This is a genomic window from Hyphomicrobium sp. 01T421, from assembly GCF_056398805.1.
Map to the genome: position 1 here is coordinate 1,715,121 of NZ_JBFTQC010000001.1, position 19,685 is coordinate 1,734,805.

The 19,685-nt window shown below is 62.2% G+C and carries 16 protein-coding genes; 14 read left to right on the forward strand and 2 right to left on the reverse strand.

Going from position 1 to position 19,685, the window contains the following annotated elements:
• Nucleotides 1-4 precede the first annotated feature (4 nt).
• The 14 genes from AC1DK3_RS07880 (at nucleotide 5) to AC1DK3_RS07945 (ending at nucleotide 15,697) form a co-directional block, all read left to right on the forward strand.
• Nucleotides 5-676 carry a response regulator transcription factor gene (locus AC1DK3_RS07880; RefSeq protein ID WP_477191685.1) on the forward strand — a complete coding sequence of 224 codons (672 nt, stop codon included), beginning with the start codon at nucleotides 5-7 and terminating at the stop codon, nucleotides 674-676.
• Nucleotides 666-2,045, forward strand: a complete 1,380-nt coding sequence (locus AC1DK3_RS07885; RefSeq protein WP_477191686.1) for a sensor histidine kinase — start codon at nucleotides 666-668, stop codon at nucleotides 2,043-2,045. Before AC1DK3_RS07880 ends, AC1DK3_RS07885 begins: the two co-directional genes overlap by 11 nt.
• A gap of 164 nt (nucleotides 2,046-2,209) precedes the next feature.
• On the forward strand, nucleotides 2,210-2,686 hold the full coding sequence (locus tag AC1DK3_RS07890) for an RT0821/Lpp0805 family surface protein (RefSeq protein WP_477191687.1): 477 nt from the start codon (nucleotides 2,210-2,212) through the stop codon (nucleotides 2,684-2,686).
• A 138-nt stretch (nucleotides 2,687-2,824) separates the two neighbouring features.
• Nucleotides 2,825-4,015 (forward strand): c-type cytochrome biogenesis protein CcmI, encoded by a 1,191-nt coding sequence (ccmI, locus tag AC1DK3_RS07895; protein ID WP_477191688.1) that lies wholly within the window; start codon nucleotides 2,825-2,827, stop codon nucleotides 4,013-4,015.
• A gap of 18 nt (nucleotides 4,016-4,033) precedes the next feature.
• A complete protein-coding gene (ccmE, locus tag AC1DK3_RS07900) occupies nucleotides 4,034-4,504 on the forward strand; it encodes a cytochrome c maturation protein CcmE (protein WP_339084314.1) in 471 nt (156 codons plus the stop codon).
• A gap of 11 nt (nucleotides 4,505-4,515) precedes the next feature.
• On the forward strand, nucleotides 4,516-6,495 hold the full coding sequence (locus AC1DK3_RS07905) for a heme lyase CcmF/NrfE family subunit (RefSeq protein WP_477191689.1): 1,980 nt from the start codon (nucleotides 4,516-4,518) through the stop codon (nucleotides 6,493-6,495).
• Between the two features lie 5 nt (nucleotides 6,496-6,500).
• Complete coding sequence (locus tag AC1DK3_RS07910; RefSeq protein WP_477191690.1) at nucleotides 6,501-6,977, forward strand: cytochrome c-type biogenesis protein; 477 nt, start codon at nucleotides 6,501-6,503, stop codon at nucleotides 6,975-6,977.
• A 128-nt stretch (nucleotides 6,978-7,105) separates the two neighbouring features.
• The gene (locus AC1DK3_RS07915; protein WP_477191691.1) at nucleotides 7,106-8,704 is read left to right on the forward strand and encodes a Do family serine endopeptidase; all 1,599 of its coding nucleotides are present in this window, start codon (nucleotides 7,106-7,108) and stop codon (nucleotides 8,702-8,704) included.
• Between the two features lie 120 nt (nucleotides 8,705-8,824).
• The gene (locus tag AC1DK3_RS07920) at nucleotides 8,825-9,505 is read left to right on the forward strand and encodes a response regulator transcription factor (protein WP_477191692.1); all 681 of its coding nucleotides are present in this window, start codon (nucleotides 8,825-8,827) and stop codon (nucleotides 9,503-9,505) included.
• Nucleotides 9,489-10,937 carry a sensor histidine kinase gene (locus AC1DK3_RS07925; RefSeq protein ID WP_477191693.1) on the forward strand — a complete coding sequence of 483 codons (1,449 nt, stop codon included), beginning with the start codon at nucleotides 9,489-9,491 and terminating at the stop codon, nucleotides 10,935-10,937. The genes AC1DK3_RS07920 and AC1DK3_RS07925 overlap by 17 nt, the downstream gene beginning before the upstream one ends.
• 4 nt (nucleotides 10,938-10,941) lie before the next feature.
• Nucleotides 10,942-13,896, forward strand: a complete 2,955-nt coding sequence (locus tag AC1DK3_RS07930; protein ID WP_477191694.1) for a bifunctional [glutamine synthetase] adenylyltransferase/[glutamine synthetase]-adenylyl-L-tyrosine phosphorylase — start codon at nucleotides 10,942-10,944, stop codon at nucleotides 13,894-13,896.
• Nucleotides 13,897-14,031: 135 nt separating this feature from the next.
• Nucleotides 14,032-14,649 carry a sigma-70 family RNA polymerase sigma factor gene (locus tag AC1DK3_RS07935; RefSeq protein WP_477191695.1) on the forward strand — a complete coding sequence of 206 codons (618 nt, stop codon included), beginning with the start codon at nucleotides 14,032-14,034 and terminating at the stop codon, nucleotides 14,647-14,649.
• 20 nt (nucleotides 14,650-14,669) lie between these two features.
• Entirely contained in the window at nucleotides 14,670-15,182 is a 513-nt protein-coding gene (locus tag AC1DK3_RS07940; protein ID WP_477191696.1) for a hypothetical protein, read from the forward strand.
• Nucleotides 15,179-15,697 carry a periplasmic heavy metal sensor gene (locus tag AC1DK3_RS07945; RefSeq protein WP_477191697.1) on the forward strand — a complete coding sequence of 173 codons (519 nt, stop codon included), beginning with the start codon at nucleotides 15,179-15,181 and terminating at the stop codon, nucleotides 15,695-15,697. Before AC1DK3_RS07940 ends, AC1DK3_RS07945 begins: the two co-directional genes overlap by 4 nt.
• Before the next feature lie 37 nt (nucleotides 15,698-15,734).
• Here AC1DK3_RS07945 and AC1DK3_RS07950 read toward each other — a convergent pair whose 3' ends face one another.
• Nucleotides 15,735-16,760, reverse strand: a complete 1,026-nt coding sequence (locus AC1DK3_RS07950) for a sensor histidine kinase (RefSeq protein WP_477191698.1) — start codon at nucleotides 16,758-16,760, stop codon at nucleotides 15,735-15,737.
• A 194-nt stretch (nucleotides 16,761-16,954) separates the two neighbouring features.
• A complete protein-coding gene (gene pepN / locus AC1DK3_RS07955) occupies nucleotides 16,955-19,609 on the reverse strand; it encodes an aminopeptidase N (protein ID WP_477191699.1) in 2,655 nt (884 codons plus the stop codon).
• Between the last annotated feature and the right edge of the window lie 76 nt (nucleotides 19,610-19,685).

Consider the following 19,685-nt stretch of genomic DNA (forward strand, 5'->3'; position numbering starts at 1 on the left):
TACCGTGCGAGCGCTCGTCGTCGAGGATGACAACGACCTGAATCGTCAGCTTTCGACGGCTCTGGAAGACGCAGGATTTGCCGTCGATAAGGCAGCAGACGGAGAGGAAGGCTATTTCCTCGGCGATACCGAGCCGTATGATATCGTCATTCTCGACATAGGCCTGCCCAAGATGGACGGCATTTCCGTCCTCGAGCAATGGCGGCGAAGCGATCGCAAGATGCCCGTCATCATTCTGACCGCACGCGACCGCTGGAGCGACAAGGTCGCTGGAATGGATGCCGGCGCCGACGACTATCTCGCCAAGCCCTTCCACATGGAAGAGTTGCTGGCGCGGGTCCGGGCCCAGGTCCGCCGCGCGTCGGGCCATGCGAAATCGGAAATCGAATGCGGCCCCGTTCGTCTCGACACCAAATCGGCGCGCGTGACGTGCGAGGGCTTGCCCGTCAAGTTGACCTCGCATGAATTTCGCCTGCTGGCCTATTTGATGCACCACAACGGCCGGGTGGTTTCGCGGACCGAACTGGTCGAACATCTCTACGATCAGGATTTTGATCGCGATTCGAACACGATCGAAGTATTTATCGGCCGACTGCGGAAGAAAATTCCCGGCGACGTGATCCAGACGGTCCGCGGTCTCGGATACCGCATGAGCCAAGGACCGGATGAGGCTTAACTCACTTGCGCTGCGCCTTTTTGCAACTTCGGCAGCGTGGACGCTTTTGGCGCTGCCGCTCGCGGGCTACATCATTTACGCGCTGTATCGGGACGACGTGCAGCTGAGCTTCGACGCCCAGTTGAAGAAGCTGCTGACCCAGATCACGATCGATAGCATGAGCACGATGGGCGACGAGCCCGTCAACCCGCCGAACCTCTACGAGCCCCTTTTCGAAGTCACGCAGTCGGGCTGGTATTGGCAGATACGCCCGATTGACGGCGCTCCCGGCCGCACGCTCGTATCGCCCTCACTCGCAACCGCCATGTTACCTTCCCCCTACGACAGAAAATTCCCGACCGACGACACGGGGACGCGATGGATGAACGTCCCCGGCCCGACCGGCTCGACGATCCGCATCCTAGAATTCATCGATTCCCCCGGTCACGATCCCGAAAAGACGAAGTATTCGATCATGGTCGCCGGTCCTATGGACTGGTTCGAGGAAACCGTCGCCAAATTCCGCGCCCGCCTGACGAGTGCGCTTTCGCTCGTCGGTCTGGGGCTTTTAGCGGCGACCGTTTTCCAGGTTCGTTTCGGTCTTTTGCCGTTGCGCCGGATCGAACGAGGATTGGCGAGTATCCGTTCCGGCCAAGTCGAACGCCTTGAAGGCCAATTGCCGGCCGAGATCGAGCCGTTGCAAACCGAACTCAATGCATTGATCGATTCAAACCAGGACATCATCGACCGCGCCCGCACGCAGGTCGGCAACCTCGCGCATGCATTGAAAACCCCGCTCGCAGTCATCACCAACGAGGCGCGGGAAGATCAAAGCGCGTTCGGCTCGAAGGTCGCCGAGCAAGCGCATCTGATGCGGGATCAGATTACGCATTATCTCGACCGCGCGCGTATCGCCGCGAGAACGAACACCATTGGCCGCGTCACACCCGTCGATGCGACGGCCGAGCCGTTGGTCAGAGCTATAGAGCGCATCCATCGCGAAAAAGGCATATCGATCGACTACGCGGTTCAGCCCGGCGCCAAGTTCCAAGGTGAAAAGCAGGACCTCGAGGAGATGTTGGGCAACCTGCTCGACAACGCCTGCAAGTGGGGCAAGCACAGGGTTTATTTGACGGCAACTGTCAATAATCAGGAGGCGACCGCCCGGCGAAGGCTCACCCTGACCGTCGAGGACGATGGCCCGGGCCTCTCGGCGGAGCAAAGAGCCAAAATCGGCAAGCGCGGACTTAGGCTCGATGAGACCAAACCCGGCTCAGGGCTGGGACTTTCGATCGTCACCGATCTAGCGGCGTCGTATCGAGGCCGGTTGAGGCTCGATGGCTCCGAGCACGGCGGCCTGAAAGCCGTTCTTGAACTCCCCGCCGCCTGACACGCGCTAATTCCGCATCGCAACAGCGGATGGAGTGGGGATTTGCCCGAATTGTGGTGGATTTCCGCCTTGTCGACGGCGCAATATCGGTCTAGCGAATATTGCAGGATTACGCGCCGGTGGGGCCAGCGGCGTGTCGGGGGATGCCACAAATGGGGTTTACCATGCGCACCGCGCGCCTTTCACTGCCGCTTCTGGCAGTCACCTTGCTTTGCGCTTGCAGCAACGGCCAGGGCGGAGTGGACAACACCGGTACCGGCCTCGTTCTCGGCAGCATTGCCGGTGGCGTGCTCGGTAATCAGGTCGGCAAGGGTGACGGCAAGGTAGCCGCGACCGTCGCGGGCGCCGTCATCGGCGGCATCGTCGGCAGCCAGATCGGCAAAAACCTCGACGAACGCGATCGCCGTTTGGCGCAAGAAGCGGAATATGACGCTCTCGAGCGCGGCCAGTCCGGCAATCCGCGGCAGTGGCGCGATCCCGATTCCGGTCACTACGGGGAAATCGTCCCGAGCAAACCGTATAAGCGCGGCGTCGCCGATTGCCGTGATTACACGCACACCGTTTACATCGACGGCCGTCCGCAGAAGATGCATGGTACTGCCTGCCGGAGCTCGGACGGAAGTTGGCAGAACGTCGGTTGACGCGCTGCAGCGGCCAACTCTCTCCCTTTCGCTAAGTTAATCTCATCCGCGACAGATGGGCTAACTTGAGCTTTGTCTGCTTGCCTCGGCAGGCGTGCGATCCTATTCCCTGCAGCGAAGCTTGAGGATCGCGCAGCGATGGTTTTCTGGATTCTAGTGGCTGGATTAGTGGCAGCCGTGACGCTCGCCATCACGCGGCCGCTGATGCGTCCGTCTCCGCGGTCAACAGATCCCGCCGGCCCAGATATCGCTGTCTACAAAGACCAGCTCAAAGAGATCGATTCCGACGAGGCGCGCGGCGCTCTTGGCGCCGCAGAGGCGGAAAGCGCCCGCGCCGAAATCGGCCGCCGGATTTTGCGCGTATCGCAGGACCATCCGAAAACCGGCGCGCACGCTCGCTCCGCTGACCGCAATCGCTTCGTCGTTCCGGTATCCATCGCCACTGCCATCGCGCTGCCGATTGCAAGCATGGGCCTTTATCTGACGTATGGCGCACCCGGCCTGCCGGCGCAGCCGTTGAGCGAGCGCCTCGCCGAAGCGTCGGACGCCAACAAGCCCAACGATCTCATCGCCAAGGTCGAAGAACGGCTGCGAGACCATCCGGAAGACGGTTCCGGATGGGATGTCATCGCGCCCGTCTACTATGCAATGGGACGGTATGCCGATGCCGCGACCGCCTACCAGAATGCCATTCGGTTGATCGGCGAAAACCCGAAGCGTCTACAAGGCTTCGCTAACGCGCGCATCCACATCGAGAACGGCGTCGTCCCGGAAGACGCCCGCAAAGCTCTGGAGCGAATTATCGTGCTCGCGCCGGACTCATCAATTGAGCCGCGCATTTGGCTGGCGCTCGCGAAGGAGCAGGACGGACGCGTGTCTGACGCCGCCGCCGATTATCGCAAGCTCATCGCCGAAGCACCCGCGGACGCGCCTTGGCGCAAGGTCATCGAAGAACGGCTCGCAAATATCGGCAAGGGGATCGGCAGCCCACCGGCAGGCGATGGTAGTCAGGGAGCAGGCGGCAACGCCGGCACCGCTCCAACGTCGGCATCGCCAGCCGCCAATCCTGAAGCCGCCGCGATCATGGCGATGAACCCCGAGGAACGGCGGGCTCTCATAGCGCGTATGGTCGATAGTCTCGCAGCCCGTCTCAAGTCCGATGGAAACGACGCTGCGGGATGGCTAAAATTGATACGATCCTATGAAATTCTCGGTCGCCGTGATGATGCCATCAAAGCTTTGACAGATGCCCGCGCCAATCTCAAAGGCAACCAGGACGGCTTGGCCGAAGTCGAGCATCTCGCGCGCCAGCTGGGCCTCGGAAGCTAACGCAATGCAGGGTCTCTGATGACACGTAAGCAGAAGCGCGGAGTTCTGATCGGCGGAGGGGTCGCGACGCTCTGCGTGGCGCTCGTCCTGGTGCTCTTCGCGTTGAAGGACAGCATCGTCTTCTTCCATACCCCGAGCGATATCGTCGAAAAGGGCGTCCCGCCGGGCCAGCGCATCCGCCTCGGCGGCCTCGTGGAGCATGGCTCCGTCGTTCGCGGACAGGGGACGACGATCACGTTCAAAGTGACCGATACGCTGCGCGATATTCCGGTTACATTTACGGGCGTTCTGCCCGACCTTTTCAAGGAAGGCCAGGGCGTCGTCGCCGAAGGCATGCTCGACGGCGAGGGCCGCTTCAAAGCCGATAGCGTGCTTGCCAAGCACGACGAGAATTACATGCCGCGTGAAGTAGCGAATGCGCTGGAAGCGAAAGGCGTTAAGCTCGGTGCGGGCGCCCATCCGGGCCAAGTGAAGGCAGGGATGCCTTAGAAGGACATGCCGTGATCGTAGAATTCGGACATTTCGCGCTTATCCTCGCTTTACTGGTTGCCGTCGTGCAGGTCGTGGTTCCCGCGATCGGCGCTCACCTGAAAGACGAACGCATGATGCGCGTCGCCGATCCGGCGGCCATTTCGCAACTCTTCCTGATCGCCATCGCTTTCTGCGCGCTGACGCACGCCTATGTGACGTCGGACTTCTCCGTTCTCAACGTCGCCGAAAACTCCCATTCGACGAAGCCGCTGATTTACAAATTGGCCGGCGTCTGGGGCAATCACGAAGGCTCGATGCTGCTTTGGGTGTTGATCCTGGCGCTCTTCGGTGCCGCTGTTGCGCTCTTTGGCAATAACCTCCCGTTGACGCTGAAGGCCCGCGTTCTATCAGTGCAGGCGTCGATCGCGGTGGCGTTCCTGCTCTTCTCGCTGCTGACGTCCAATCCGTTCGCCCGCCTCGATCCGGCACCCCCCGATGGACGTGGCTTGAACCCGATCCTGCAGGATCCGGCGCTCGCCTTCCATCCGCCGTTTCTCTACATGGGCTATGTCGGCTTCTCGATTGCCTTCTCGTTTGCGATTGCGGCATTGATCGAAGGCCGCATCGATGCAGCCTGGGCGCGCTGGGTGAGGCCGTGGACGCTCGCCGCCTGGATGTTTCTCACGATCGGCATCGCGATGGGATCGTGGTGGGCCTACTACGAACTCGGCTGGGGCGGCTGGTGGTTCTGGGACCCGGTCGAAAACGCGTCCTTCATGCCCTGGCTCGCCGGAACCGCGCTCCTGCATTCCGCGCTCGTCATGGAAAAACGCGAGGCGCTGAAGATCTGGACAGTGCTTCTCGCGATCCTGACGTTCTCGTTGTCGCTGATGGGGACGTTCATCGTGCGCTCGGGCGTGCTGACGTCCGTCCACTCCTTTGCCGTCGATCCGGCGCGGGGCGTCTTCATCCTCGCCATTCTGATCCTCTTCACCGGCGGCGGGCTCGCGCTCTTTGCGTTGCGCTCCAAGGATATGCAGGCAGGTGGCCTGTTCCAGCCGATCAGCCGCGAAGGATCGCTCGTCCTCAACAACCTGCTGCTCGTGACGGGTGCCGCAACCGTGCTCGTCGGCACGCTCTATCCGATGGCGCTCGAAGGGCTGACGGGCGAGAAAATTTCCGTCGGGCCGCCGTTCTTCAACATGACCTTCGGTCCGTTGATGATACCGCTGCTCGTCGCTTTGCCGATCGGGCCGATGTTGGCCTGGAAGCGCGGTGATTTTGCAGGAGCGATGCAGCGCTTGGCGTTTGCTTTCGGTGCGGCGCTCGTAGCCCTCGTTGCCGTATTCGCCGCCGAGTATCGCGGACCGTGGCTCGCGCCGTTCGGGATCGCGCTGGGCGTCTACGTCATGGCGGGCGCGATCGTCGAATGGGCGAACAGAGTGAAGTTCGGCTCGGCAAAATCGGATGAAATTATCCGCCGTGCGCGAAACCTGCCGCGTTCCACTTACGGCACCTTCTTTGCGCATTTCGGGATCGGCATGCTTGTGGTCGGCATCGTCGCGACGAGCGCCTACCGCGAAGAGCACATCCAGGCCATGAAGCCGGGCGATCAACTCACGGTCAACGGCTATGACGTGACGTTCGTCGGTCTCGAACAGGCTCGCGGGCCGAACTACGTCGAAGACATTGCCGATTTCAATGTGAAGCGCGGGGGCGAAACGGTGGCGCGGCTCACGCCCTCGAAGCGGCTCTACGATGCCCCGCCGCAGACGACGACCGAGTCCGGAATTCTTGCCGCGTGGCGCGGCGATCTTTACCTCGTCATCGGCGATGCACAACCGAACGGCGGCTACGCCGTCAGAGCCTATTTCAATCCGCTCGTACGCTTCATCTGGCTCGGCGCATTGATCATGTTCATCGGTGGCGGCATCTCGCTGACCGACCGGCGCTTGCGCGTCGGCGCGCCGTCGAGGTCACGTCAACCTATTGCGGTACCCGCGGAGTGAATCGCTTGCGACGTTCAATAATAGCGACGTTGCTGACGGTATGGGCGCTCTTCGCAGCCGCTCCGACGGCGCTTGCGGTTCAGCCTGGCGAGATGCTCGCCGACCCCGCGCTCGAACAGCGTGCGCGGAACATCTCGGCCGAACTGCGCTGCCTCGTTTGCCAGAACCAGTCGATCGACGATAGCGATGCGCCTTTGGCGGGCGACCTGCGCCGGCTCGTTCGTGAACGCCTGGAAGCACACGACTCCGACCAGCAGGTCCTCGACTACGTCGTCGCCCGCTACGGCGAATTCGTTCTCCTCAATCCACGCTTCGAGCTATCGACCATTCTGCTTTGGCTGACGCCGGTTCTCGTTCTGCTCGGCGGTCTCGTTCTTGTTGTCCGAAGCGCCGGAAAAAAAGACGCGTCGTCTCCGAGCACGCCATTGACCGAACTGGAGAAAGCGAAGCTTGATTCCATCCTGACGGACGAGCGGCGCTAGCCGGATTTTCGCGCCCAATCGCCTGCAGATTACCAACAGTTAACGTCGCTGACATGCTGCCGTAATCCGTTCTCCGGTACGCCTCCAGACAAGGCTCGCGAAGCCTGCATTTATCTGGAGACCATGGGATGCGATTGCCCCACCGTTCGTCGACGACCTCAAACTTCAAATTAGCTTCAAATATTGCACCGGCCACGCTTGCGATGGCGGCCGCTGCGATAGTGGGAATTGGGCTCTTCGCGCCATCCTATTCCGTTCGTGCCGATACCCCAGCGGCTCAGACCATCGAGACCCCGTTCGGCCGCGCGCCCGTTTCGTTTGCCGACATCGTGGACAAGGTCAAGCCGGCCGTCGTCTCCGTCTCGGTCGTGAACGACGGCGGCGCCTCCAAGCTCGCGTCGAACGAGAAGGGCGGCAAGAAGGGCGAAAAGGGATTTACGCTTCCCGATCTCCCGCCCGATCATCCGCTCCACGACTTCTTCAAGAATCTCCCCAAGGAGTTCGGACAGCCGGACCAGAAGCCGAAGATCGTGCAAGGTCAGGGCTCAGGCTTCGTCATCACGCCTGATGGCTACGTCGTGACCAACAATCACGTCATCGATGGCGCGACGAAGATCCAGGTCACCTTCGACAACGATGAGACGAAGTACGACGCCAAGCTGGTCGGCACCGATCAGCGCACTGACATCGCCGTCATCAAGATCGAAAGCACCAAGAAGACTTTCCCGACCCTCAAGCTGGCCGACAAGGAATCTCGCGTTGGCGACTGGGCGTTGGCCGTCGGCAATCCGTTCGGCCTCGGCGGCACGGTCACGGCCGGCATCGTCTCGGCCCTCGCACGCGACATCGGCTCGGGTCCCTACGACTACCTCCAGATCGACGCTGCCGTGAACCGCGGCAACTCGGGAGGCCCCACGGTCAACATCGATGGCGATGTCATCGGCGTTAACACCGCGATCTTCTCTCCGTCTGGCGGCAACGTCGGCATCGCCTTCGCAGTACCCGCGAAAACGGTGAAGGAAGTCGTTCAGCAGCTGAAGTCTGGCGGCACCGTCAATCGCGGCTGGCTGGGCGTTAAGATCCAGAACGTCGATGAGGACACGGCGGCCAGCATCGGGCTGCCGGCGGCACACGGTGCGCTCGTCAGCGAAGTGACGCCGAACGGCCCCGCAGCGAAGTCGGGTCTCAAGGCTCAGGACGCAATCATCCAGGTGAACGGTGACAAGATTGCCGACAGCCGCGACCTCGCGCGGAAGATCGCCGAACTTGCTCCGGACACGCCGGTGGACGTGAAGGTCTGGCGGAACAACGCGGAGGAAACCGTTAAGGTGAAGCTCGGGCTGTTCCCGAAGAACGCCGAAGCAGCCATGAGCGGCGAAAACAACGACGAAGACAGCAACGGCAACAACGACGACGAAAACGCCAAGCCGTCGTCGGTCGAGCTGAGCCAGCTTGGGCTGACATTGATGCCGGCCCGTGCTGGCAAAGATGCTCCGGAAGGCGTCGCGATCGCTGAGGTTGATCCCTCATCGGACGCAGCTCAGAAGGGCCTGAAGGCGGGTGACGTGATCCTCGAGGTGTCGGGCCAGACGGTCGCATCTCCGGACGATGTCCTCTCGGGCGTCAAGAAGGCAGAAGGCCTGAAGCGCACGGCTGTTCTCCTTCACATCAAGACGGCCGATCAGAAGCGCTTCGTTGCCGTTCAGCTCAGCTCGAAGAAGGGCTGAGGTTAACCACCCATGAAGAACTCGGGCAGCCCCGTCAGTGAAACGGCGGGGCTGCCTCGACGTCCGGGTACGACCCAGCTACACAGTGAGCGGAGAAAAGGCGAAAGTCGGACACAAACCATGCGCGTGCTCGTGATTGAAGACGATAAAGAAACCGCGCTTTTCCTTCAGAAATCTTTGAAAGAAAACGGCCATACCGCCGATCTCGCGCATGACGGCGAAGCCGGATTGGCGCTCGCGACGGACGGGGCTTACGACGTCCTGATCGTCGACCGCATGTTGCCCCGCCTCGACGGACTGTCACTCATCAAATCGCTACGCTCGGAAGCCAATCGCACGCCCGTGCTCATCCTCTCGGCACTCGGTGAGGTCGATGATCGCGTCAAGGGCCTGCGCGCCGGCGGCGACGACTACCTGACGAAGCCCTACGCATATTCCGAACTTCTGGCACGCGTCGAAGCGCTCGGCCGCCGCACGGCGCCGGAAGAACAGCAAACCCGCTACGCCGTCGGCGATCTCGTGCTCGATCGCCTCTCCCACCGTGTCACGCGCGGCGGTGAGCACATTCTGCTGCAGCCACGCGAGTATCGGCTGCTCGAATATCTGATGCAGCATGCCGGTCAGGTCGTCACGCGCACGATGCTGCTCGAACATGTCTGGGACTATCACTTCGATCCACAAACGAACGTCATCGACGTTCACGTCTCCCGCCTTCGCGCCAAGATCGACAAGAACTTCGACACGCAGCTTCTGCATACGGTTCGGGGCGCAGGATATACAATTCGTGACGGCMCTGCTTGACCGCGTCGCGAAAGCGGCATCGACGACAGCCTTCGGACTGAGCGCGCTGGCGGTAGCCTTTTTCCTTTTTGCGGCTGCAATCGTCGTCGGCGTTCTGTTTTGGCAAACCAACAACCTGCTGACCGATCAGGTTCTGACCACGCTGAACGCCGAGGCTCGCATTCTCTCCTCCGAAATGAAAGTCGGAGGGGAAGCCAAATTGACCGATACGGTATCGGCCCTTTCCCGTCCTCAAGGGATCGGCCTCTATTATCTGGCGGACGCGAGCGGCACGAAGATCGCCGGAAACTTGAACCGCATCCCACCCGAGCTGGAAGGCGAAGGCCACGGCGGCGTGTTCACGTATCAGCCGGCGGCAGATGGCCATGAGAGAGCGCATCTCGCGGTCGCCATTCCCGTCGACCTCGGTTCCCATCTGCGCCTGATCATCGGCCGTGACATCGAGGATCAGCGCGCCTTCGCCGATTCTGTCCGGCTGACGTTTCTTCTCGGATTTGGCGTGTTGTCGATCGTCGGACTGCTCGGCGGCCTCGCTGTCAGCCGCCTGATCGTCAACCGCATGGATGAGATCACCGCGACGAGCCGGCAGATCATGGAAGGCGATCTGTCCCGCCGTATCCCGACGTCGGGCAGAGGCGGCGAACTCGACGCGCTTGCGGGTAGCCTGAATGAGATGCTGGACCGCATCGAAAGCCTGATGAGTGGCCTTCGCGAAGTCTCGGACAACATCGCCCACGATCTCAAAACCCCGCTCAATCGTCTGCGCAACTCGGCGGAGGCAGCGCTCCGCGATCCGCGCGGAGGCGAGGCCTATCGCGAAGGCCTCGAACGAACGATCGAAAAGTCGGACGAGCTGATCAAGACGTTCAACGCCCTGCTGCTGATCGCCCGCCTGGAAGCGGGTCCCCTGCAGGAAAGCACGGAGACGTTCGACCTCGGCCGCTTCGTGGCGGACGTCAGCGAACTCTACGCACCGGCCGCCGAGGAAGCGGGCTTCGCGCTGTCGATCGAGACGGAGCAAGGTCTGTTCGTGCAGGGCAACCGGCAATTGATCGGGCAGGCAATCGCCAATCTTATCGACAACGCGATAAAGTATTCGCGCGGCGGTGAGCCCGGGAGCGCGATCACCGTTCGCGCCTTCCTATTCGAGGGTCGTCCTGCCATCTCTGTCGGCGACCACGGCCCCGGCATCGACCCGGCCGATCGTGAAAAAGCGCTGAAGCGCTTCGTCCGTTTGGAAGCAAGCCGCACAAAACCCGGCACGGGCCTCGGGCTGAGCCTGGTCGCGGCGGTCGCTCGTCTCCATCACGGAGAGGTTCGGCTCGAAGACAATCAGCCGGGACTGAGGGTTGTGCTGCTGCTCTCAGCCAAATGCTTGATCGCAGCGCCGAACGGAGAGGGTGACGCCGAGCCCGGCCTGGCGGCACAATGAAGTCATGGATCAGACCGTCTCCTCGAGCCTCGCTACGCAAATCGCCGAATGGCCGCACGCGCTGCCCACCGGTATCGGTGTCCAACGCTTCAATGCCCTGAAGGGCGAAGCCGAAAGTTCCTGTCCGCCGCTGGCAGGGCTGCTGAGCGATCCAAAGGTCGAAAACCTGCTCAAAGGCGTTTTCGACGGTTCGCCCTATCTCGCAGCCCTTGCCAACCGCGACCTCGCGCGATTGGCGCGTATCCTCGGCGAGCCTCCCGAAACGCGCTTCGCTAAGGCAACCGATGAACTGACCGCCGCAATGCGCGAGGCACCGGATCTGATCGCGGCCAAGCGCGTGCTCCGCATCTACAAGTCGGAGGTTGCGCTTCTGACCGCGCTCGCCGATCTCGCCGGCGTCTGGCCGGTCATGACCGTGACGCGCACGCTTTCCGAATGCGCCGACGCCGCCGTCGCGACTGCAGTCCGCTTCCTGTTTCGGATCGCATCAGCGCGCGGGCAGTGGAAGCCGCTCGATATCGACGAACCGGAGCAACAGTCCGGCTATTTCGTGCTCGCCATGGGCAAGCACGGCGCTTTCGAGCTCAATTATTCAAGCGACATCGATCTGACGGTTTTCTTCGATCGCGACAAGTCCCGCCTCGTCGGCGACGGTGACCTGCAGTCGTTCTTCGTGCGGCTCACGCGCGACCTCGTGCTGCTGCTCGATGAGCGCACGCCCGACGGCTACGTCTTTCGGACGGACCTCCGCTTGCGGCCCGATGCGGGAGCCACCCAGATCGCACTCTCGACCGCCGCCGCGCACGGCTACTACGAGACCGTCGGGCAGAATTGGGAACGCTCCGCGATGATCAAGGCGCGGCCGGTGGCGGGCGATCTCGAAGCAGGGGAAACCTTTCTCACCGAACTCGCTCCCTTCATCTGGCGAAAGTATCTCGATTTCGCGGCGATCGCGGACATCCACGCGATGAAGCGGCAGATCCACGCCCACAAGGACATCGGCCCGATATCCGTCGCCGGACAAAATCTCAAACTCGGACACGGCGGCATTCGCGAGATCGAATTCTTCGCGCAAACGCAGCAGTTGATCGCCGGAGGACGGCAGTCCGATCTCCGCGTCCGCGCGACGCTCGATGCTTTGGCGGCGCTCGAACGGCGCGGCTGGGTAAAGGCCGATGTGCGCGCCGACCTCGATCAGGCGTACCGCTATCTGCGCCGCCTCGAGCACCGCGTGCAAATGATAGCCGACGAGCAGACGCACGATGTGCCGTCCAACCCCGCGGCGCTCGACGCATTCGCGCGGTTCTCAGGCTACGCCGGCACGCCGGAGCTTTCGCGCGATCTCATAGCCACGTTGGAAACGGTCGAAAAGCACTACGACGGACTGTTCGAAGAAGCGCCGCAGCTGGCGCCGAAGGGGACGAACCTGGTCTTCGCTGGCGCAAAGGACGATCCGCGCACGCTCGAGGAATTGAAGCGCTTCGGCTATTCGCAACCGGCGCAGGTGCTGGCGATCGTCAGGGGCTGGCATCATGGCCGCGCACCGTCAGTCAGGTCGCCGCGCGCCCGCGAGCGATTGACCGAAGTGCAGCCGCTGCTGATCGAGGCACTCGCCGACACTGTCGATCCGGATGCCGCGATCGCGAGCTTCGATCGCTTCATCGCCGAGCTTCCCTCGGGCGTGCAGCTCTTTTCGCTGCTCAAGGCGCAGCCCCGCCTGATCCGGCTGCTGGCCGACATCATGGGATCTGCGCCGCGCTTGGCACGCATCCTCTCGCGCCGCCGGCGGCTGCTGGATGCCGTGCTGGACCCGCAAGTCCACGGCGGCGATCTCATCGGCGCGGCCATCGACGAACTGGTGATGAAGGCGTTTCGCGCGGCACGCGCCACGGCCGTCGGCGACCCGATGCAGGAAATTCTCGACACCGCAAGACGGATAGGCAGCGAGCAATCATTCCTTGTCGGCGTCAGAATATTGACGGGCAGCATTTCGGCGACGGAGGCAGGCGCCGCTTACGCGACGCTCGCGGAACGGCTGATCGCGGCGCTCTTTGAGGAAGTCACCCGCGAGATGGAGGAGGATCACGGCCGCGTGCCGCGCGGAGGCGCCGTCGTGGTGGCGATGGGCAAGCTCGGCGGCCGCGAAATGACCGCGGCGTCCGACGTCGATCTGATTCTCATCTATGACTTCGACGCCGAGGCCGAGCAATCGGATGGCGCCAAACCTCTCGCCCCGCCGCACTATTACACGCGGCTGACGCAGCGTCTGATCAACGCCATTTCGGCTCGGACGGCGGAGGGGGCCCTTTATGAGGTCGACATGCGCCTTCGACCGTCAGGGCAGAAAGGCCCGGTCGCGACGCGCTTATCGAGCTTTACGAACTATCAGACGACCGAAGCGTGGACGTGGGAGCACATGGCCCTGACGCGCGCACGTGTCATCGCGGGCTCCCGCGAGCTGGGCGCCCGCGTCGAAGGAGAGATCCACAAGGTTCTGACGGCACGCCGCGACCCGGCGAAGATCACGGCCGACATCCGCGACATGCGCCAGCGCATCGAAGCGGAGAAAGCCACGACCGATACGTGGGATCTGAAGCAGGTGAGGGGCGGGCTTGTCGATCTTGAGTTCATAACCCAGCACCTCCAGCTCGTTCACGCAGCGGATCACCCGGCAGTTCTTAACCAGACGACACTCGTCGCGCTCGCCGCTGCGGCCGTAGAGGGCCTCATCAGCGAGGCGGATTACCTGCGCCTCTCCGAAGGTGGCCAGCTCCTGCACGACCTTACGCAGATGCTGCGCCTAACGCTCGAAGGACGGTTTGACCCCGCCCAGGCACCTGAAGGGCTTAAGGCTTTGTTGGTCCGCTCGGGGGGCGCCGCCTCGTTCGAGGACCTGGAAACAAGGCTGAAACACACCCTCGGCGAAATTTTTTCGGCTTTTAACCGCCTGGTCGCCTAGTGCCTTTGCACTCCGGCGACGGATTGTGGCAGGTTACGACGTTCTTGCGATAACCGACACGGATCCCAGCCTTCGGGCGGTACTCATCCGGGGCGTTAAGCGCGAGGCAGGCTAACAAGCATGTCGAGAGGATTAGTGGCGGCGACGAGGACCGATGGCAGCCAAGCTGCCCCGCGGGCGGCGGCCGAGAGCCGGGCCGACGAGGCTGTGATCGTTGCCGCAGTCGGCAGCGGCGACGGCGACGCGTTCCGGCTGCTCATGGGACGCCACCTCGGCAGCATTGTCGCCGTGGCGCGCCGCATGTTGCGGGACGACGCGGAGGCGGAAGACGTGGCGCAGGAGGCGTTCTTGCGGCTTTGGCGCTCGAGCGGGACGCTGGAGATCGGGCCGGCCGGGATCAGGCCCTGGCTGCGGCGTGTGGTTTCGAACCTGTGCCTCGACCGCGTACGCGGTCAGAGCCGGGTAAAGGTTGTTGATGAATTGCCCGAGGTCCCGGAACCCGCGCGACAGCTGGTGGGACTCGAGAGCCAGGATACGCAGCGCCGTGTTGAAATGGCGATGCAGAAATTGCCGGACCGGCAGCGGTTGGCGCTAACCCTCTTTCATTTCGAGGGATTGAGTCAGATCGAGATCGGTCAGGTTATGGGAGTATCCGATGAAGCGGTCGAGTCGCTCCTGAGCCGGGCGCGGCGCCAGCTGAAGGCGGAACTGAGATCGGATTGGGAGTCGCTGCGTAGTGATGGCGATTTCTAAATGCGGGAGACGGCAGGACGATGTCACGTAATGGTCTAGGCCCCATGGGGCTCGACAAGCTGGAGGCTGCGCTCGACACGTATGGTGCAGACCGTACGCGATGGCCGGCGCCATTGCGTCTCGCTTTGTCAGGTTTGATTGCCGGCAGTGCCGATGCGCAGAACATGCTGAAGGATGCCGAGGCGTTCGATCGTCTGCTCGATAAGGCGCCCCAGTATGATCAGAGCCGCCTCGACACCTTGAGCCGGCGGATAGCCTCCGCAGCCGAACGCCAGCCTCGGATCGTCGCCGGAGGGGCCGCCGTCATCACCGAACCCGCGAACCGCCGGACGGCGTGGCCGGGATCGCGCCGTCATGGCTTTGCGGCAACCGCGCTTGCGGCCTCGTTGGTGCTCGGCGTGTTTGCAGGTCAGCTGAATATTTTGAGCGCGAGCGCAGAGGTGCTTCTCGGCGGCGGCAGTGGAAACGTGAGCAGCACGAGGATGGCCCAATCCGACGAGGCCGACGTTCTTCTCGATGAGGATTTGTTGTGACGGCTGAAGTCAATCACATCCCGCCCGCTCGGCCACGATTTCTTTATCCGGCCTTCATCGCGTCGCTGGCGCTGAATCTGTTGTTCGTCGGCCTGTTCGCCGCCGCGGCATGGCATCATCGCGAGGAAAGCTCCAAACCTTTCGAGCCCGGCATGTTGGGCTTTGTGAGGGAGCTTCCGGAAAGCCGTCAGATTGTAGTCCGGAACGAGATCACAGGTGCGCGGGAAGGGATGAAGGACTTGCGCGCAACCGTGAGAAAATCCTGGACCGACGCCAACGCGCTATTGACCGCCGAGCCATTCGACAAAGCGAAGTTCACCGAAGCGCTGGCGAAACTGCGAGAGGAGGAGAACCTCTATAAAACGGCCATCAACAACGCCATGGCGGAGACAGCTGCAAGTCTGAGCCCCGAGGAGCGAAAAATTTTGCAGTTGTGGCGGGAGAAGCGCCGCCCGAACGTGCTGAAGGCGCGAGGCGAGCAAGTCAAGGATGAGGAGCCGGCCAAGACGAATTAGGTCTGGCGGAATACCCGCTGACCTCACGCGGCAACGATCACGCTGCCAAGAAAAGATCATGCTGCGCGGCAGGCAGAAGCCGTACCGTCCACTTGCGCTCGCCATCACCCGCCGAGGTGGCGAGTTCGGCCCCCGAAAGCTCACAGAGCGTCCGCGCTAAAATCATCCCGAAACCATCGTCGGCCGTAGCGCCGCGCCGGTCGGCCTGAATAGCGATGGACAGGTCTATCGCACCGGCCAGCGATTTCGTTTCGATCCGAAGCGTCGTATTCGCCGCGCCATTGCGAACAGCCTCGCTGAGGAGGTTGATCAGCAGCTGCCGCACAGCCTGATGGTCGCCAAGCACATCGAAGCCGGCGTCGGCGTTCCGGACGATTGAGATAGATCGTGCAGCCAGATCCGGCGCCGCGAAGGCACACGCTTCATCGATGACCGACGTCAGCCGGCTCGTCTGGCGGCCCTTGCATTCGGGAGCCGTCAGCAATGCCGTGATGGCCAGTGCATCCTCGGCGCTTTTGAGCAGGATACGGCCACTCGCATGAATATCGCGGGCGTAGGCGTCGTAGCCGGACCCGAGCGGTCCGAAGACCTCTTTCGTCATGATTTCGGAAAAGCCGAGAACGGCATTGAGCGGCGTCCGAAGCTCGTGGCTCATATGCGCGGTGAGTTTCGCCCAGGCGGCTCGGTCAAGAGCGGAGTCGGTAGCGCCTGCTCCAAAGAGTTCCGGAAAACGCGATTGTGAGCGTGCATCGAAGGCGGAGGGCTGCGAGGGCATCTGTGCCTCTCGCGCGCAGCTCGGCGCCGGCTTTCGAGCGCCCCGTGCCGGAAGCATGACCACCATCGCCGCAAGGCCCGCGCCAACCACGAATAGGAGAGTGGAGAGGGAATCCGCATCGAGCTGCGGCACGACCGCTCCGGCGAGCGTAAGGAGGGCGGCGACGAGCAAAAGGGGACCGCGTTGCGAGAAGCCGGTTCCGTTGGCGATCGCGTTGGCTGACAGTCGCCGCGAGCCGCCGAAGCCGGCATAGCTTTCCCGTTGAGGGACGGACCAAGTCCGAGCCATCTCGAATTCCCTTGCTGAGTTTTGTCTAAGTGCCCGACCATGTAAGGCGGTGGACGATCATGTCCGTGGGCGTGATTCGACATTCGCCGATTTGCGACTCACCGTCGAGGGAGAAAAAATCGCGAAGGAATCAATTTTGTTTCGATGACGGCAGCGCGAGCATAACGGCAGTTCGCTGTGGCAGAAATGCTCAATCAGTCCTCTAGCATCCGCGAGACGATCTCGTGGCAATCGCGCGAGATCGGAGCGGCGGCAACACGCTTCAACGCGGCCCGCGCCAGTGCTTTGCGCCCGGGCTCGAGCGCTCGGTAGCTGCGGAAGGCACCGAGCATGCGCGCCGCGACTTGCGGATTGAGCTGATCGATCTCAAGCACCTTGTCTGCGAGGAAGTCATAGCCCGCGCCGTCCGCGCGATTGRATTGAAGCGGATTGCCCAACGCATACGTACCGATGAGCGCGCGCACCTTGTTCGGAGTCGTGATCTTGAAGAGAGGATGCCGGCAGAGCACCTTGACCTCGTCGAGCACGGTCGGCCGCGGCGATTGCGCCTGCGCCGCAAACCACATGTCGATGACGAGATGATCGTCTTTCCAGCGCTCGAAGAAATCCTCTAGGATCTCGAGGCGGCCCGGCGCGTCGACACCCGCGATCAGGAACAGCGCGTGACACGCGTCCGTCATGTTCGAGGCTTTGCGATAATGGGCTTCGACCCGGGCGAAGTCTTCGCTGGACCCCCGCGCCGTCAACAGCGTCAGCGCCGCGTTGCGCAAGGCCCGCCGGCCGGCATTCTTCGCGTCGGGTGAAAATTTCTTGTTCCGAGATGCGTTCGCGTAGAGGGACTCGAGATCGTCCGTCAGCATTTCGCCGACGGTCCGGCTGAACAAGCGATGCGCGTCGAAGATCCCGGCGTGATCGACGCGGCTCGCCTTCTCGCGGGCGACGTCCGCGACCGACGGCAGCTTCAGCAACTCGGCCTTATAGGAATCGTCGAGTTCGCTATCGCGCAACGCATAACGCAGCGCGTCTGCGAGCTTCGAGGACTTTGCTGCGACCACGGCGTTCCGCCGCTTCGCGCCGAGAAGTCCGATAATGCTGCGTGTCGCGTAGGCATTGCTCGACTGCCAGCGATTGAACAGGTCGCTGTCATGATGCATCAAGAAAGCGAGATCCTGATCCGATATCGACATCGTGACGGTGACGGGCGCCGAGAACCCGCGCAGGAGGGAGGGAACGGGCCGCGAGCTAACGTCTTTGAATTTGAAGCTCGTCGTCCGCTCGGATACGGCCATCACGCCGTCACGGATCTTGATGCCGCCCTCGACCTCGAGATCCATCTCTTGGCCGTTTTCGCCGAGCAAAGCCATGCTGATCGGAATGAAGTACGGCTGTTTCTTCGCCCTGCCTGGCGAAGGCTTCAGCACCTGATGGACGGTCAGCTCGGCGGACTTCTTGCGCCGGTCGTACGAGAGATCGCAAACGAGCTCCGGCGTCCCGGCTTGCGAATACCAGCGATGGAACTGAGTGAAGTCCGCGCCGCTCACATCTGCGAAGCAGGCGATGAAGTCTTCGATCGTCACCGCCTGTCCGTCGTGACGGTCGAAATAGAGATCCATGCCCGCGCGGAATTTCTCAGGCCCGACGATCGTGTGGATCATCCGGACGACTTCGGCGCCCTTCTCGTAAACCGTGGGCGTATAGAAGTTATTGATCTCGACATAGGTTTCTGGCCGTACCGGATGCGCGAGAGGCCCCTGGTCCTCCGGAAATTGCAGGGCCTTGAGCTGTCGGACGTCGGAGATACGCTGCACGGTCGCGCTGCGCAGATCGGCTGAGAATTCCTGGTCGCGGTAAACGGTGAGGCCTTCTTTCAGGCACAGCTGGAACCAGTCGCGGCACGTGATGCGGTTTCCCGTCCAGTTGTGGAAGTATTCGTGCGCGACGACGCTTTCGATCGATTCATAATTGGAGTCTGTCGCGGTCTGTGGCGACGCGAGGATCAGGCGATCGTTGAAGATGTTGAGGCCCTTGTTCTCCATGGCCCCCATGTTGAAATCCGAAACGGCGACGATGTTGAAGACGTCGAGATCGTATTCACGCCCGAACTTGACCTCGTCCCAACGCATGGCGCGCTTCAGGGATTCCATGGCCCAGTGAGCCCGCGATTCCTTGCCCCGCTCGACATAAATGCGAAGATCGACCTCGCGTCCCGACTGCGTCGTGAAGGTCGACGCGACGGGCGAAAGACTGCCGCCGACGATAGCGAAGAGATAGGAGGGCTTCGGGTGGGGATCGTGCCAGATCGCATAGTGGCGCTCGCCGCCCGACAGCGTGCCGCGCTCGACCGGATTGCCGTTCGCCAGAAGTATCGGTGCCGTTTCGACATCGGCCTCGAGACGCACCGTGTATTCCGCCAGCACGTCCGGCCGGTCGAGAAAATACGTGATACGCCGGAAGCCTTGCGCCTCGCACTGCGAGCAGTAGACGCCACGCGAGAGATAAATTCCCTGAAGCGCGGTGTTGCCCTTGGGATTGACCAGCGTCACGATTTCGAGCGTGAACGGCTCTTTGGGCGGAGCCAGGATCGTCAGGCTTGTGTCGTCGACACGATAGGACGACGGCTTGAGCGCGCGCCCGTCGACGGCGATGCTTTCGAGCTTCAGAAGCTCGCCGTCAAGCTTCAACGGAACCTTGCCGGTGGCCTCCGAATTCGGATTCCTCCGAACGGTGAGCTTCGACGTAACGCGCGTCTTTGACGGCGCGAGCACGATATCGAGGTGGACGCTGTCGATCAGAAATTCCGGCGGGCGATAGTCGGCAAGAAGGACTGGCTTGGGGTTCTCTGATTTCATAATACCCGCCGTGAAGGTTATCTTCGGCGGCTCTCGATCAGCGCGCTCAATCGCATCGCAATCGCGGCCACCTCTT